This is a genomic window from Nocardia sp. CDC160, assembly GCF_035818795.1.
Taxonomy (GTDB): domain Bacteria; phylum Actinomycetota; class Actinomycetes; order Mycobacteriales; family Mycobacteriaceae; genus Nocardia.
Genome location: NZ_JAYKYT010000008.1, coordinates 268,931 through 283,982, shown reverse-complemented (window position 1 = coordinate 283,982; position 15,052 = coordinate 268,931). Strand labels below are relative to the sequence as shown.

Genomic DNA, 15,052 nt, shown 5'->3' with positions numbered 1-15,052 from the left:
GCCCGTTCTGCCGGGTGATGCTCACCGACGGCGTGACCGCCCGCAAGGACGGCGGCGAAGTCGGCCAGGGCGTCGAGGTCGTCGACGTCGCCCAGCTGATGCTGCAGTCCATCGACCGCGTCGATGCCGCCACATTGACCGAGAACCTGAAGGTCATCCAGACCCCGAAGGTCGAAGAGCCCGAACCGGTTCCGGCCCCCGAACCCGCGAAAGCCGCTGTGGCCGAAGCCACTGCCGAGGCTGCGCCGAAGGCGGCTCCGGCCGGTGGCGGTCTGGGCATGAAGGGTGGCGCGAAGGCTCCCGGCGGCAAGGGTCTGGCCATGAAGGGTGGGCTGAAGGCTCCCGGCGCGAAGCCCGCGGCTGCGGCCGAGGCCGCTCCGGTCGCCGAGGCCGAGACTGCGGCCGAGGCCCCTGCGGCTCCGACCGCCAAGCCGGGCGGGCTGGGCATGAAGGGCGGCCTGAAGGCTCCCGGTGGCAAGGGCCTACAGATGAAGGGTGCCGCCAAGGCTCCGGGCGCGAAGGCCGAAACCGCCTCCGCCGCAACCGAAGCACCCGCCGCGGAGGCTCCCGCGGCTCCGGTGGCCAAGCCGGGCGGGCTGGCCATGAAGGGCGGGCTCAAGGCTCCGGGCGCGAAGCCCGGTGGGCTGGCGATGAAGGGTGCGGCCAAGGCTCCCGGTGCCAAGCCCACCACCGAGCCTGCTCCGGCCGAGGCTGCCGCACCGGTCGCCGAGGCCCCGGCCACTCCGGCCGACGCTGCGGTCGAGTCGGTTCCGGCCGCCGAGGCCAAGCCGTCCATCGCGCCCAAGGGCCTGGCCATGAAGTCCGGCCTCAAGCGCCCCGGCCAGAAGGCACCCGCCGCCGCGACTCCCTCGCCCGCTGCGGAAGCGCCTGCCGCCCAGGCCGATTCGGCTCCGCAGGCTCCGGCCAGCGAGCCCGCCGCGACTTCGGCCGAACCTGCCGCCCCGGCCAGCAACGGCACCACCGAGACCAATGGCACCTCGAAGGCCAATGGCATCTCGGAGGGCGCTGGCTCGGCCATGCCGCCTGCTGCCAAGCCGGGTGGGCTCGGCTTCAAGTCGGGCATGAAGGCTCCGGGCCGGAAGAGCTAGCCCCGGGTCCGAAATGCCTGGCGGCTGAACCGTACTGAGATGGGCGGCACTACCGAGTGGTAGTGCCGCCCATGTCGTTTCGGCGTATCGTTCCGCTGCGCGGGTGGTCTCAGGGGAAGCGCTTGGTGATGGCGGTGGCGATTGCCTCGGGGGAGTGTTCCTGGATGAACTGGCGCGCTTGGGGGAGTTCGACGACTTCGACGTCGGTGAAGGTCGAGAGCATGCGGGGGATATGGGCCTTCGGGCGGTAGACCAGGTCCTTCATGCCCCACACCAGGAGGGTCGGCTTGTCGCCGAGCTGGGCGGGGACGTCTCGGGAGAGTTGGTCCAGCAGGGGGCGGGCGTCGACGATTTGTTTGGCCATGACACCGAGTCCGCGTCGGGCGTCGGGAGTGGGCTGGACCAGGCGGTAGTGGTCGGCCTCGGCCGGGGTGAGGGTGCGGCCGAGCTCGCCGAGCAGGAATTTCTCGATGAGGAAGCCCTGTTCGAGAATGCGGCGCTGCATGGGGCGGGTGCGGATGACCCGGCCGAATGTGCGGTTCGCCAGTGGTTCGGGGGGCCAGAACAGGGTGTTGCCCAACACGATTCCGCGCAGCCGGTCCGCACGCGGGGTGACCGCGCCCAGGCCGACGGGGCCGCCCCAATCGTGCCCCATCAGCAGGAAGTCGTCGAGCCGCAGGTGGTCGATCAGCTGGCCGAGGACGTCGATGTGCTCGGCCACCGTGTACCCGAAATCCGCTGGGCGTTCGGACAATCCGAAGCCCAGGTAGTCGACCGCGATACAGCGGTACCGGTCCCGGAGCTCGGCCACGATGTGGCGGTACAGGAAGCTCCATGTCGGAACACCGTGGCAGAAAAGGATTGTCGGCCCGGACCCCTCGTCGATGTAGTGCACCCGGCCCGCGGGCGAATCGAACCAGCGGGATTCGAAGGGGTACAGGTTCTGGTCGGGAACGAAGTCGATCAGCATGGGAACCTCTCTGCGATACGAGACGATCACTGATATACCCCGGGTACTCGAAATCGCGTGAATCGCAAGGGGTTCGGATTGCACAAAAGGGTGTGCAACTGACGAATGCGGCGGTTGGACAAGCTTGGGCCACAACGGATTTCGGGTAAGCTCCCGGAAGATCATCGATACGCCGTATAGGAATTGATGGGCGTGGCTGAAACTATTTCGATACCGACGCTCGACGAGTTTCTGAGCAGGTCGGCGGAAGAGCGAATTTATTGGGTGAATTCCTCCGAGGGGCATACCAAGGGTTTTCTGGGACGAGTCGAGCTCTTTCTTTCCTTCGCGCGTCCGCGTACGTGCCTGCCGGGGATGCTGGCATTTTGCCTGTCCTGCAAGCTGCTCGGGCTGCCGATCGATGCCGACGTGCTGATCGGATTGGCGATCACCTTTCTCTACAGCGCGGCCGCGAATCTCTTCAACGGTTACTCCGATGTAGCCGAGGACAATGAGAATCTGCCCGCGCGCCTGTATCTGCTCGGTCTCTACGGTCGGCGGCGATTGCTGTGGAGCGCCTACGCGGTGTGCGCGCTCATGCTGGCGCTGGCCGCCCTGGTCGGCCCCGTTTTCGTTGTGCTGACCGCGATGTGCGTGGTCATCGCACACCAGTATTCGTTGCCGCCCTTCCGGGTGAAGGAGCGTCCGGTCGCCTCGATCGCCCTCTTCGCCCTGGATGTCGCCTTTCCTTTCCTCATGGCTCCCGCCGTGGCGAAGCACGGACCGGCGGTTGTCGGGAATTGGCAGTTCCTCGGCATGGCCGCCTACCTGTTCGTCTGGTTCGCGGCCAAGGGTCTGGTGAAGAATCTGCCCGACTACCACGGTGACCGGAAGGCCGGTCTGACGACCTCGGCGACGATCAACAAGACCCGGCTGCGGGCCGCGGTGGTGGCCGCCGCCGCGACCGTCGTCGTCTATCTGGGGCCGGTATTCCTGGTCGCCAGTGGGCAATTCGCGATGAAGTACCTGCTGACCCTGGCGTGGTTGCCGGTCGTCTGCGTGCAGGCCGCGCGGATGGTCCTGCGCGAGGACAGCCAGTCGGCGAACAACATGCTGCGTTTCGACATGGTGGTCTCGACGGGCTACCTGTCCACCTGGGTCCTGGTGGCCGATCCGTCGGTCTCCTCGATCGGCATTGTCGCCGGGTCGCTGCTGGTCATTTTCCTGATGGACGCGCTGAAGCTCGATACCCGCAGAAAGAAGGATGTCGCGTGATCGTGAACGAGTACCGCGCGGAGGAAGAGAGCACCTACTCGACTGTCACGCTGGACCTTTCGAACAACGCCCTGCCCTTCGCGCCGCTGCCGAGCGTGCGCAAGGCGATCGAGGCCGAGGTGGACCGCGCGGCGGATTACCCGTCGGCCGCGTACGGGTCGCTGCGGGCGGCCATCGCCGACTTCGTGGGCTGCGGCCCCGAGCAGGTCATCGTGGGTCCGGGCAGCGTGGGCGTGCTCGGGTACGTGCTGCGCCGGGTGGCCGGGCACGGCGGCCGCGTCGTCTTCGCGGTTCCGGCTTTCGACGCGTACGAGCGCGTCGTGGTGGACGCCGGGGGCACGCCGGTTCCGGTGTGGGGCAGGGGAATTCGATGGCAGTCGCCCGAGGCCCTGGTGTCGGCGGCCGGGGACGACGCGGCCGCGATCCTGATCTGCGCGCCGCACAATCCGACCGGTGAGCGCGTGGGTCCCGACGAGATCGAGCGGGTCCTGGCCGCCGTGCCGAGCCACACGGTCGTGGTGGTGGACGAGGCCTATATCGACTTCGACCGCACCGGCGACCCCGCGGCCAGCTTCCGACTGGCCCGCTCGCATCCGAATCTCATTGTCATGCGGACCTTTTCGAAGGCCTACGGGCTCGCGGGCCTGCGGGTGGGATACGCGATCGGCGACGGCGAGCTGATCGGCGCGTGCCGGACCGCCGCCATGCCCTTCGGGGTGAACCGGCTGGCGGTGGCCGCGGCCATCGCCTCCCTGGAGGTGGGCGATGAGCTCGCCGGGCAGGTCGACCAGGTCGTGCGGTGCCGATCCCAGTTGGCGGAATCGGTTCGCGCGCAAGGATTCACGGTTCCCGAGTCGTACGGCAACTTCCTGTGGTTGCCGACCAGGGATCCGGCGGAGCTGGTGGATCGCTTCTCCCGGAACGGGATCGCGGTCCGTGCCTATCGGGGTCTCGGTGTCCGGATCACCGTGCCCGCACCGCAACACCTCGATGACGTCCTTGCCGCGCTCGCGGAGGGATACAGCCGGATGGAGGCAAGCGCATGCCACAGATGAATCCGCACCTGGGTGCCGACCTGCTGGGGCGGCCACGATTCGCGGACGCGCTCGTGGATCGATTGGTCGGCAACGACGTACGGTACCTGTTCGGCATGCCCGCGGAATCGGTCAACTGCCTGGTCGACGCGGTCGGGCGGCGCGCGGAGATCGACCTGATCGCGGTCCGTCACGAGAGCGCGGCCTCCTGGATGGCGGTCGGCTACGCCCGGCGTTCGGGCACCGTCGGCGTCTGCTTCGGTACGGCCGGTCCCGGTGCGACGCACCTGCTTCCGGGCGTGTACGACGGTCTCTACGACCGGGTGCCGGTGCTGGCGATCTCCGGGCAGGTGGGCCTGTCGGGCATCGGCACCCAATCGTTTCAGGAGATCGATTCCACCCGGCTGTTCCGGGACGGCACGTGGCGCTCCGCGGACCTCATGTCCGCCGACCAGATCGGCGTGTTCGACCAGATCATGCTGGCCATCCGACTCGAGCGGACCTCGGCGCACGTCGCCATCCCGTCGGATCTGCTGCATTCCCCGGTCGACGCCACCGAAGCGCCGAGCCCGTACCGGCTGGACCGCCGCAGCGCCGTCGAGGTCGACAAGAAGCGCGTCGACGATCTCGCCGACCACCTGTGCGCGCATCCCATGACCATCGTCTTGGGTTCCGGCAGTGCGGAATCGGTCGATCGCGCCCGCGTGCTCGCGGCCGCGCTCGGAGCCCGGCTGGTCGCCCTGCCCGAATCGGGAATCCCGGAGGCGCTGGTGAACCCGGTCGAGGACGAGGGCGCGGCCGCCGCCGACGACACCGTGCTGGTGATCGGCAGGCCTACCGTCGGTGTGCGGCGATACTTTCCGGCCGCCGAAAACCTCATCGAAATCACGGATCTCGCGACGTCCGGCTTCGACACGGGTGCGCGGCGGGTCGGTATCGCCGGTGACATCCCGGCGATCCTGGAGTCCCTGGCCGCCGCCGTGTCGAGCCGTCGGGACAGCCCGGCACGAGCCGCACTGGCCGTACCTCGCCACGAGGATCTGCCCGACGGCTGGGCCGTGCTCGCGCAGCGGCTCGAGGGTGCGTCGGTCGCCGTCGATCCCGGACCGGTCCAGCGGTTGTCGCGCCGATTCCTCAGCGCGCACGCGGACATCCACAGCGCCTGGAACCTCCAGGCGGAGGGTTCGGCGCTGCCGATGGCGATCGGCCTCGCCCTGGCGGCGAACGACCGGTGCTACGCGCTGACCGAGCTCGGGTCGCTGGATCAGTACATCTCGGAGCTGTCCACGGCCGTGCGATACGCGGTGCCCGTCACCGTCGTCTGCGTCGCGGAATCGGGTGCGACGGTCCGAGATCTGGCTTCGGCCTTCGGTATTCAGGTCTTCTGGGCGGAGGATCCGGCCGCGCTGGCCGCGAGCCTGGACGAGGCCGGACAATCGGGCGGACCGGCGGTGATCCTGACCTCCGCCCTGGAACCGGAGTCGGCACCGGTCGAATCGACGCCCGCCCCGGAGGTCGTCCGATACACGAACGATCTGCTCGAAGCGGTCGCGGCCCACGGCGTCGACTCGGTCTATGTTTCTCGAACCGGTTGCGCGCGAACCGGTCTGACGGGTGCGACGCCCGCCGGACTCGACCTGCGGGTCGTCTCCGATATCCAGGCGGCCGCCATGCGTGCGACCGCGGCCTGCAAGGCCTCGGGCACGACGGCGGGCGTCCTGGTCACCTCGCCCGCGGAACTGCTCGGGCAGCTGAACGGCCTCTACGACGCCGCGTTCGACAGCGCGTCGGTGCTGCTGATCTCGGTGGAGATCGACCGCTGGTTCCTGGACCCGGTGGAGGTGCTCGGGGAGATCTCGGCGATCTCGGTGGTGCTGGAGGGCGGCGACCAGGATGCGGCGCGCCTGCGCGCGGCCTTGCTGAGCGTCGCCGGTGGCGGCAAGGGGGTGACTCACATTCACCTCACCCGGGCGGCGCTGTCGGCGGGCAATGGTGCCGCGCTCGTGGAAAGCACACGGTCGCTGGGCATTCCGGCCTCCTTGATCGGGCTGCCCGGCAGTACCGTGGCCGCCCCCGAGGAGATCGCGCGGGCCGCGCAGCTGCTCGCGGCGGCCGGGAACGTCTCGATCGTCGTCGGCCGCGGCGCGCGCGGGGCGCGCCCCGAACTGCTCGAATTGGCCTCCCGGCTCGGCGCTCCGCTGTACGGCACCATGGGCGCGCTCGCCGCGAACGTCCTCGGGGAACACTGCGACGGGTTGGTCGGGACCTCCGGGCACGACGAGGCCATGCAGCGCATTCGCCGCAGTGATCTCGTCCTCCTGATCGGAGTCTCCTGGCGGGGTTCGGCATTCGAACTCGTCGGCAGCGGCCCGGTGATTTCGATCAATGCCGATCCGCTGACGTTCCTGCGCCTGCCGCCGGAGTCGATCGGGCTGCTGGGCGACGCGCGCGCCATGCTCGAGGCACTGATCGGCAGCACGAAAGAGCCTGCGGCGGCGAATATTCCGGCCGACACCGCGACGCCGCGACGCGACGGGCCGCGGGAGAACTCGCGGCCGTTGCGGGCGGCCACGGTCGCACAGATCATCGATCACGAACTGGCGCGGACCGAGCGGGCCTCCACCCTGAGCGTGGATGTCGGCATCAATACGCTGTGGGCGTACCGTTTCGTCCGGTCGGCCACCAGGTACCTGTGGACCGCCTCGTTCGCCACCATGGGATTCGCGGTTCCGGCGGCCATCGATGCCGCCGTGCGCAATCCGCACGACATCTCCGTCGCCATCGTGGGCGACGGCGGTATCGCCATCACCCTGGCCGAGCTCCGCAATGCCGCGCGGCTCGAATCACCCACGGTCATCGTGGTTTTCAACAATGGCGCGCTGGCCGCCATCAAGTTCGAGAGCTGGATCATGGGCTGGCCGGACACCTCCTCGGAGTTCGCACCCTGTGATTTCGCGAGCTTCGCCCGGCACTGCGGGGTCGCGGCGGTGACGGCGCGCACGTCGCAGGAGTTCGGCATCGCGTTCCGGAACGCCCTGCGCACCAACGGCGCGACGCTCATCGACGCGCGCATCCCCGCGGTCGAGGCACCCGCGCTCGCGGGCCGGATTCACCCGCGCCAGGTGGTGGGACTGGTGGCGGGCTGGGTGCGCGACGGCAAGTCCGCGCGATCGGGTGCCTGGTCGATGGTGAAGGCGGTCGCCGCCGACGCGGCCGGGCAGGCGATTCGCCGTGTGGGACAACGCGAATGACAGCGTCCGGCACACCGAGAGGAGGGCAGTGAATGACAACGACACGTCCGGCCACGCCCCAGGCCATGTTCACCAAGATCGCGCCGCGCTATGACCTGGTGAATACGGTCATGACCCTGGGCGGCGACACCAGGCTGCGCCGGGAGGCGGTGCGCCTGCTGCGGCTCGAGGCCGATGCCAGGGTGCTGGATCTGGCCGCGGGGACGGCGGCCATCGCGACCGCGCTGGCGGCCGAATACCGCTTTCCCCTCGCCTATGTCGGCGTCGATCTCAACGAGCAGATGCTCGAGGTCGCCGAGCGCAAGCTGACCCGGCTGCGGCGCGAACATCCGCGCGGCAGTTGGGATTCGATGCGCGGCAGCGCGGAGGACGTGATCTTCGATTCGTCCTCCTTCGACGCCGTCACCATGTGTTTCGCGCTCGACGACATGGACGATCCGGCCGCCGCGCTGGCGGAGACCGTCCGGGTGCTCCGCCCGGGCGGGCGCTTTCTGCTCATCGAACTCGCCATGCCCGACAACCCGGTATTGCTGGCGATGATGAAGCTGCGCCTGGCGGTAACCCGCCGGATCGCCGGACTTTTCGGTCTGGATCCCGTCGCGCACATGACCGAGGAAGTGGCCTCGGATCGCGGTGCCGATTACACCATCTCCCGCTGTGTGAACGCGGGCCTGACGTTGGAAACCGAGGCTCGGTACCACGGCGGCCTGGTCCGCGCGTACGTCTTCGGTAAGTAGAAGGATTCTCCATGGCCAATCAATGCCCGCATCTCGAGGCACCGAACGGGGCACCGAAGGTGCACTCCGCCACCAGCATTACCAGCCGCCGCTTCTCGAATGGGCATCTGCCCGGCCCGCCGGGCCACCGCATCATGGGCTCGTATCCCGAGTTCGCCAAGGACCGCAACAAGTTTCTGCGCGAGGCGGTCCGGACCTACGGGGACGTCGTCCGCATCAAGCTGCCGCTGCGCGACCTCGTCGTCCTGGGCAACCCGGAGGACGTGCACAAGGCGATGGGCGACACGTCCGGCGACTACAGCAAATTCGGGAATTACCACCCGGCGCTGGCGAAGCGGCAGAACGGGCTGTCGTTCATCGAGGGCGAGCTCTTCCGGGAACGACGTCGCATCGTCAGCCCGCTGGTCACGCGCGACGGCCTGAAGAACACCTTCCAGGCCAATGTCGACGCCTACCTCGAGACCCTGGACGCGAACATCGCCGCGGCGACCGACGCCCACGGCGTCACCGATCTGCAAGAGGTGATCTTCCAGACCCTCCTGCGCGGCGTGCTCAGGCAGACCTACACCGATCCCTTCACCGACAAGGAGATGCGGGAACTGCACGAGGGCATGGCGACCTTCACCAAGTTCCTCGGATCGACGCTGAAGATCGCCGATCCGCCGAATCTGGTGCGCCCCTGGGGGCCGTACAAGATTCGGCCGTGGACGGTGTACTCGGCGGCGATGATCGTCAAGAATCGCGTGGTCGAGCGCCAGAATTCGCCGAAGCTGGGCACCTATGGCGACGTCCTGGACGGCATGGTGCTCGGCTACAAGAAGCTGAAGACCCCCATGACCTTCTGGGACCTCTGCTTCGACGTGGCGACCATGACCAGCGCGTCCTACGGCACCACCGCCGGTGCCATCACCCAGACGGTCGTCCGCACGCTCCTCGACCCCGAGGCGACCGACCGCCTGGTGCAGGAGTGCGCCACGGTCGATCTGTCGCAGGCCACCATCGAGTCGGTGCGCACCCTGCGGTGGACGAAGGCGTGTTTCGAGGAATCGATTCGCATGCAAGGGTTTCCGCTCCTGCTGCGCTTCACCGCCACCGGGGCGAACTTCCAAGGGTTCGATATCGCGCCCAATACGATGCTGGGAGCTCCCATCTCGACGATCCACCGCGATCCGCGCTGGTGGACCGACCCCGACAAGTTCGATCCGAATCGGTTCTACGACAACAGCAAACGGGTCGATCAACCGCGTCTGCTGCACTTCCTAGCGTGGGGCGCGGGCCCGCACCGGTGCACCGGCGCGCAACTGGGATACCTGATCGCGCCATACCTGGTCGCCCTGATCCTGAGCCAGTACAAGGTCGAGATCCCGCCGAACTTCACCATTCGCGAGGACACCGGACTGGCACCGACCTTCAAGGGCGGGTTCCGCGTTCGACTGACGCGCCGCTAAAAGCATTCAGCCCCAGGGAAACTGAGAGAGGATTTGAGGAAATTGGCAGAGCGGTACGACATTGCGGCACCGATCTACGACCGGACCGCGTGGGTGCTGTCCCTCGGCGGGATCGACAAGCTGCACCCAGCCCTGGTCGAAGGCCTGGACCTGTCCGGCAAGACGGTGGCCGATCTGGGCTGCGGTACCGGCCTGGCCTTTCCGGCGCTGATCGAGGCGATCGGACCGTCGGGCCGGGTGATCGGGCTGGACAACAACGCGGCCATTCTCGCCAAGGCGGAGAAGCGGGTGGTGGCCCACGGGTGGAACAATGTGAAGCTCGTGGTCGACGACATCGCGACGACACCGCTGCTCAAGGATGTCGACGTGGTGTTCAGTTGCATTGCGATGAGCTGTGTTCCGGATCCCTCGCAGAAGCTGGACGAGCTGCTCGGCAACCTGAAGCCCGGGACCGCGGTCCGCATCATCGATGCCCTGCCGCGCACCTCCGGATTCGGGCACCAGGCCATCAATGGCTACAACTACCTGAAGTCCTTCATCGTGGGATCGCACTACAAGAAGCTCGAGCCCTTCGAGCGGGTATTCCGTGAGCAGCTCGGCGATGTGGTCGTAGACAGCATCCACGGCGGCATGTATACGCGGCTCACCGGCGTGAAACGTGCCTAGTGCCAACGAATTGACGGTCGCTGGCGGCACCAAGAAGTTCGGCGACACCGTCGTGCTGGACGGCGTGGACCTCTCGGTCGAGCGCGGCGAATTCCTCGCCGTGCTCGGACCGAGCGGCAGCGGCAAGTCCACACTGCTGCGGGTCCTGGCGGGCCTGGAGAGTCTGACCGCCGGAACCGTGACCTGGGCCGCGGACGGCACCCGCCCGCGCACGGGCGTGGTGTTCCAGCAGTCGCTGCTGCTGCCGTGGCTCACCGTCGTCGAGAACATCTCGCTGGCACGGCGATTCACCGCGCACCGGCTCGACTTCGACCGCGAATACCCGGCGATCCTATTGCGGCGCTTCGGACTCGAGGCCCTGACGGATCGCTATCCGAGCGAACTGTCGGGCGGGCAGGCACAGCGGGTGGCCGTGCTGCGGGCGGCCGCTACCCGGCCCCGGCTGCTCCTGCTCGACGAGCCGTTCAGCGCCCTGGACCCGGCCACGCGAATCGACCTGCGGCAGTGGCTGTCCGGACTCGTCGCCGAGCTCGGGGCCACCGTCGTGCTCATCACCCACGACGTGGAGGAGGCGATCGCCCTGTCGGATCGGATCGTGCTGCTCGACCGCGGCCGGATTCGCCGGGAATGGGGTGAGGTGCATAGTGCCCGCGAGGAACACAGTGGCGACGCACCGGCGCTGCGCGACGACATCCTCCAGCGGTACCACCCCGACGAGGTCGCGGTGTCGTGACGGCCATCTCGCGACGGCACCTGTTGGCGGGTGCCACCGGACTCACCGTGGCCGCCGGACTCTTCGGCACCGCTGATCTCGCCCACAGCGCGGCGACCGCCGGTCGGCGCAGCGAGACCGCGTTGCGCATCGGCTATCTGCCGATCACCGACGCGTCCCCGCTGCTGATCGCGCACGCGGCGGGCCTGTACCCCGCCGGGGTGAGCGGCGGCAAGCCCGTGCTGTTCCGCAGCTGGGCCGGGCTGGCGGAGGCGTTCGTCTCCCGTCAGGTCGACGTCGCCCACCTGCTGATGCCGATGGCCCTGCAACTGCGGCGGGTGCTGGGCGCGGGGGTGCGGGTGCTGGCCTGGAATCACACCAATGGCTCGGCCTTGACCGTGGCCCCGGACATCTCGGAGCTGGAACAGCTGGCGGGAACCCAGGTCGCGATTCCGTTCTGGTGGTCGATTCACAATATTGTCCTGCAGCAGCTGCTGCGGGCACACGGCCTCACACCGGTGGTCCGGCGCAGCGCCTCGAAATCCGCGCGCACCGTCGAACTGATCGTCATGAGTCCCTCGGATATGGTGCCCGCCTTGGCGAATCGCTCCATCGCGGGATACGTGGTGGCCGATCCGTTCAACGCCATCGCGCAGATCAAGAAGATCGGGCGCATCCACACATTCCTCGGCGATGTGTGGCGCGACCACGCCTGCTGCGTCGTGGTCACCCGCGACGACGTGATCGCGGCGCGACCCGCCGCGGTGCAGGCGGTCATGGACGCCGTGGTGTCCGCGCAGCTGCGGATCACCGAGGACCGGAATCGGGCCGCCGGTGCCCTGACCTCCGGAGGCTATCTGCCCCAGCCGCTTCCGGCCGTGCGCACCGCGCTCACCTACCCGACGCCGCCCTATCAGCTGCGACACCCCGACTGGTCGCCGCAACTGGTGGGATTCCAGCCGTATCCGTACCCGAGCTTCACCGCCAAACTGGTCGAGGCCATGCACGACACGGTCGTCGACGGCGACCGCGGCTTCCTCGACGACCTGGATCCGGGAGCGGCACACGGGGAACTGGTGAACGACACCTTCGTGCTGAATTCGATTGCCGCGCATGGAGGAACGCGGGCGCTGGGGCTGCCCGGCAATCTCGTGCGAGCTGAACAGGTGCAACTGCCGTGACCACTACCGTCGTCCGATCCACCCCGGGTCCGCGCGCCGCGGCCCGGTCGCTGCTCGCCACACTCTGGCCGCCCGCCGCGGCGGTCCTCGTCACGGTCCTGCTGTGGTGGCTGGCGACATCGGTGCTGTCGCCGGAGCATTCGCTGCTGCGGCAGACCGCGCCGCAGCGGGTGTTCCCCGCGATCGTCGAGCTGTACCGACGCGGCGTGCTCGTGTCCGATGCGGCGATCAGCCTGTGGCGCTTGGTCATCGGGCTGGCCATCGCCATGGTCATCGGGGTACCGGCGGGGCTGCTGATCGGCCTGAGCGCCCGAATCGCCAGGGCCGCAACGCCGGTCGTGCAGTTCCTGCGCATGATCTCCCCGCTGTCGTGGACGCCGATCGCGATCGCGGTGTTCGGCATCGGCAATCAGCCGGTCTACTTCCTGGTCGCGGCGGCGGCCGTCTGGCCCGTCCTGCTGAACACCGTGTCCGGGGTGCACGCCATCGACCGCGGATTCCTGGACGTGGCACGGTCGTTCCACGCGACGCGCCTGGAACAGCTTCGCGTGGTGATCATTCCGGCCGTCCGCGATCACGTCCGGACCGGGTTGCGCCTGGGTCTGGGCACGGCCTGGATCGTGCTGGTGCCCGCCGAAATGCTCGGTGTGCGATCGGGACTCGGCTACCAGATTCTCAACGCCCGGGACCAACTGGCCTACGACCAAGTGGTGGCCATCGTCCTCGTCATCGGCGTGCTCGGCTCCGCGGTGGATTTCGTGGCGAGCCGGTTGCCCGGGCGGTCCGTCAACAAATGAGTTCCCAGAATGCGGAGGGGTACATGTCCGAAGTACGGGTGGCGTCCGACCGTCGCTGGTGGGCGCTGGTGGTGCTGTCCATCGCGCAATTGATCGTGGTCCTGGACGCGACGATCGTGACGATTTCGCTGCCGTACGCGCAGACCGATCTCGGCATCGCCGAGGCCGACAAGCAATGGGTGTTCACCGCGTACACCCTGGTGTTCGGCGGCCTGCTGCTCCTGGGCGGCCGCCTGGCGGACTATGCCGGGCGGCGGCGCGTCTTCCTGATCGGACTGGGCGGATTCGCGGTGGCCTCGGCGCTGGCGGGCGCGGCGGTGAGTCCGGGCATGCTCTTCGCGGGTCGGGCGCTGCAGGGTCTGTTCGCGGCCCTGCTGGCCCCCGCCGCACTGTCGCTGGTGTCGGTCACCTTCACCGCCGCGGCCGAGCGGGCGCGCGCGTTCGCCGTCTTCGGCGGGGTGTCCGGGGCGGGCTTCGCGCTCGGGCTCATCGGCGGGGGAGCGTTGACGCAGTACGCGTCCTGGCGCTGGTGCCTGCTGATCAACACCCCGATCGCGCTCGCCACCGCGGCGGCGGCCCTGGCGGTCGTCGTCCGGGACGTACCGGCCCGGCGGGCGGGCGGCTACGACCTGCCCGGTGTGGTCCTGGTGACCGCGGGACTGGCCAGCGTGGTCTACGGCTTCAATCGCGCGGCGCAGGCGGGGTGGGGCGCGGCCAGCACGCTCGCGCTGCTGGTGATCGGGGTCGGGCTGCTGCTGGCCTTCGTCGCGGTGGAGGCACGGACCGCCAATCCGCTGCTGCCCCTGCGTATTCCGGGTGAGATCAATCGGGGCGGGTCGTTCCTGGCCGCCCTGCTGGTTCCGGTGGCCATGTACGCGGTGTTCCTGTTCCTCAGCTACTACTTCCAGCAGAACCTGGGCTGGTCGCCGCTGCGGGCCGGAATCGCGTTCCTGCCCTTCCCCTTCGGCATCGTCGTGTCCGCGGGAGTGGCGAGCAAGCTGCTGCCCCAGGTCGGCCCGCGAGTGCTCATGCTGGCGGGTGCCCAACTCGGGGCGGGCGGTCTGATCTACCTGGCGCAGTTGAAGGTCGGGTACTCCTACTGGGCCGCGGTGTTCCCGGCCGAGATCGTCATCGCCCTCGGCATGGCGCAGATCTTCGTGGCCATGCAGGCCACCGCGCTGTACGCGATCGACGACCGCGACGCCGGAGTGGCCAGCGGACTGTTGAACGCCGTGCAGCAGATCGGTGCCGCGATCGGCACCGCCCTGCTCACCACCATCGCGGTGCAGGTCTCCACCCGCTACGCGCACAATCACCCGCCCACCCCGGACCTGCCCGCCCACGCCGCGGTGCACAGCTACGACGTCGGGTTCTACTGGGGTGCGGGATTCTTCGTGATCACCGCGATCGTGGTCGCGATCACGATTCGGGTCCGCAGGCTGGACCCGGTGGCTCCGGGCGATGAATTCGGCCGGGTCACCTCGTCCCAACCGGCATGACTGTTTACACGTCGGTACTCACCATTGCCATCCCCGTGACCGACCAGGACCGGACCAAACAGATGCTCGAGACCCTCGGTCTGAAGACGCGGCTCGACACCGAATTGCAACCCGGATTCCGGTGGGTCGAACTGGAATTGCCCGGCGGTGGCGCGTCGCTGTCCTTGGTGCAGGCCGGTCCGAACCTGCCCGCGGGCATCGACACCGGCATCCGGCTGGGCACCCCCGACGCGCGGGCGGCGCGCGAGACGTTGCACCAGCTCGGAATGCGGGTCGGGGAGCTGCTCGAGTGGGAGACCGCGCCACCGATGTTCGCCTTCCGCGACCACGACGGCAACCAGTTCTACGTCACGCAGGTCGGCGATCGGCCGTAGCGCCTTGGAGCTTCTTTCCG

General features: G+C 68.5%; 12 protein-coding genes and 1 pseudogene. 12 read left to right on the top strand and 1 reads right to left on the bottom strand.

Going from position 1 to position 15,052, the window contains the following annotated elements; translation table 11 throughout:
• Positions 1 to 1,109 (top strand): annotated as a pseudogene (locus VMT40_RS35700) (Fe-S oxidoreductase); the annotation flags it as partial.
• A 109-nt stretch (positions 1,110 to 1,218) separates the two neighbouring features.
• On the opposite strand, the gene VMT40_RS35695 reads toward VMT40_RS35700, so the two are convergent.
• Complete coding sequence (locus tag VMT40_RS35695; protein WP_326364007.1) at positions 1,219 to 2,079, bottom strand: haloalkane dehalogenase; 861 nt, start codon at positions 2,077 to 2,079, stop codon at positions 1,219 to 1,221.
• Positions 2,080 to 2,433: 354 nt separating this feature from the next.
• Here VMT40_RS35695 and VMT40_RS35690 point away from each other — a divergent pair, with 354 nt between their 5' ends.
• The 11 genes from VMT40_RS35690 to VMT40_RS35640 are packed head-to-tail and all read left to right on the top strand — an operon-like array spanning position 2,434 to position 15,032.
• Positions 2,434 to 3,333 (top strand): UbiA family prenyltransferase, encoded by a 900-nt coding sequence (locus VMT40_RS35690; protein WP_326364006.1) that lies wholly within the window; start codon positions 2,434 to 2,436, stop codon positions 3,331 to 3,333.
• Positions 3,330 to 4,388, top strand: a complete 1,059-nt coding sequence (locus VMT40_RS35685; RefSeq protein ID WP_326364005.1) for an aminotransferase class I/II-fold pyridoxal phosphate-dependent enzyme — start codon at positions 3,330 to 3,332, stop codon at positions 4,386 to 4,388. Before VMT40_RS35690 ends, VMT40_RS35685 begins: the two co-directional genes overlap by 4 nt.
• Positions 4,376 to 7,618, top strand: coding sequence for a thiamine pyrophosphate-dependent enzyme (locus VMT40_RS35680; protein WP_326364003.1), 3,243 nt, complete (start codon positions 4,376 to 4,378; stop codon positions 7,616 to 7,618). Before VMT40_RS35685 ends, VMT40_RS35680 begins: the two co-directional genes overlap by 13 nt.
• 32 nt (positions 7,619 to 7,650) lie before the next feature.
• Positions 7,651 to 8,355: a class I SAM-dependent methyltransferase gene (locus VMT40_RS35675; RefSeq protein ID WP_326364001.1), complete on the top strand. Its 705-nt coding sequence runs from the start codon at positions 7,651 to 7,653 to the stop codon at positions 8,353 to 8,355.
• An 11-nt stretch (positions 8,356 to 8,366) separates the two neighbouring features.
• Positions 8,367 to 9,803 (top strand): cytochrome P450, encoded by a 1,437-nt coding sequence (locus VMT40_RS35670; protein WP_326364000.1) that lies wholly within the window; start codon positions 8,367 to 8,369, stop codon positions 9,801 to 9,803.
• Between the two features lie 42 nt (positions 9,804 to 9,845).
• Positions 9,846 to 10,469 carry a class I SAM-dependent methyltransferase gene (locus tag VMT40_RS35665; protein ID WP_326363999.1) on the top strand — a complete coding sequence of 208 codons (624 nt, stop codon included), beginning with the start codon at positions 9,846 to 9,848 and terminating at the stop codon, positions 10,467 to 10,469.
• 52 nt (positions 10,470 to 10,521) lie between these two features.
• Positions 10,522 to 11,202, top strand: a complete 681-nt coding sequence (locus VMT40_RS35660) for an ABC transporter ATP-binding protein (protein ID WP_442790113.1) — start codon at positions 10,522 to 10,524, stop codon at positions 11,200 to 11,202.
• On the top strand, positions 11,199 to 12,362 hold the full coding sequence (locus VMT40_RS35655; RefSeq protein ID WP_326363997.1) for an ABC transporter substrate-binding protein: 1,164 nt from the start codon (positions 11,199 to 11,201) through the stop codon (positions 12,360 to 12,362). Before VMT40_RS35660 ends, VMT40_RS35655 begins: the two co-directional genes overlap by 4 nt.
• Complete coding sequence (locus VMT40_RS35650; RefSeq protein ID WP_326363995.1) at positions 12,359 to 13,159, top strand: ABC transporter permease; 801 nt, start codon at positions 12,359 to 12,361, stop codon at positions 13,157 to 13,159. Before VMT40_RS35655 ends, VMT40_RS35650 begins: the two co-directional genes overlap by 4 nt.
• 23 nt (positions 13,160 to 13,182) lie before the next feature.
• Entirely contained in the window at positions 13,183 to 14,658 is a 1,476-nt protein-coding gene (locus VMT40_RS35645; RefSeq protein WP_326363992.1) for an MFS transporter, read from the top strand.
• Positions 14,655 to 15,032, top strand: coding sequence for a VOC family protein (locus tag VMT40_RS35640; protein ID WP_326363991.1), 378 nt, complete (start codon positions 14,655 to 14,657; stop codon positions 15,030 to 15,032). The genes VMT40_RS35645 and VMT40_RS35640 overlap by 4 nt, the downstream gene beginning before the upstream one ends.
• The last annotated feature ends 20 nt before the right edge of the window (positions 15,033 to 15,052 follow it).

What these genes read in the sequence shown, in the direction of transcription:
- VMT40_RS35695 (WP_326364007.1), bottom strand. Translation starts at nt 2,079, where the DNA reads ATGCTGATCGACTTCGTTCCCGACCAGAACCTGTACCCCTTCGAATCC.
- VMT40_RS35690 (WP_326364006.1), top strand. Translation starts at nt 2,434, where the DNA reads ATGCTGGCATTTTGCCTGTCCTGCAAGCTGCTCGGGCTGCCGATCGAT.
- VMT40_RS35680 (WP_326364003.1), top strand. Translation starts at nt 4,376, where the DNA reads ATGCCACAGATGAATCCGCACCTGGGTGCCGACCTGCTGGGGCGGCCA.
- VMT40_RS35675 (WP_326364001.1), top strand. Translation starts at nt 7,651, where the DNA reads ATGACAACGACACGTCCGGCCACGCCCCAGGCCATGTTCACCAAGATC.
- VMT40_RS35670 (WP_326364000.1), top strand. Translation starts at nt 8,367, where the DNA reads ATGGCCAATCAATGCCCGCATCTCGAGGCACCGAACGGGGCACCGAAG.
- VMT40_RS35645 (WP_326363992.1), top strand. Translation starts at nt 13,183, where the DNA reads ATGTCCGAAGTACGGGTGGCGTCCGACCGTCGCTGGTGGGCGCTGGTG.
- VMT40_RS35640 (WP_326363991.1), top strand. Translation starts at nt 14,655, where the DNA reads ATGACTGTTTACACGTCGGTACTCACCATTGCCATCCCCGTGACCGAC.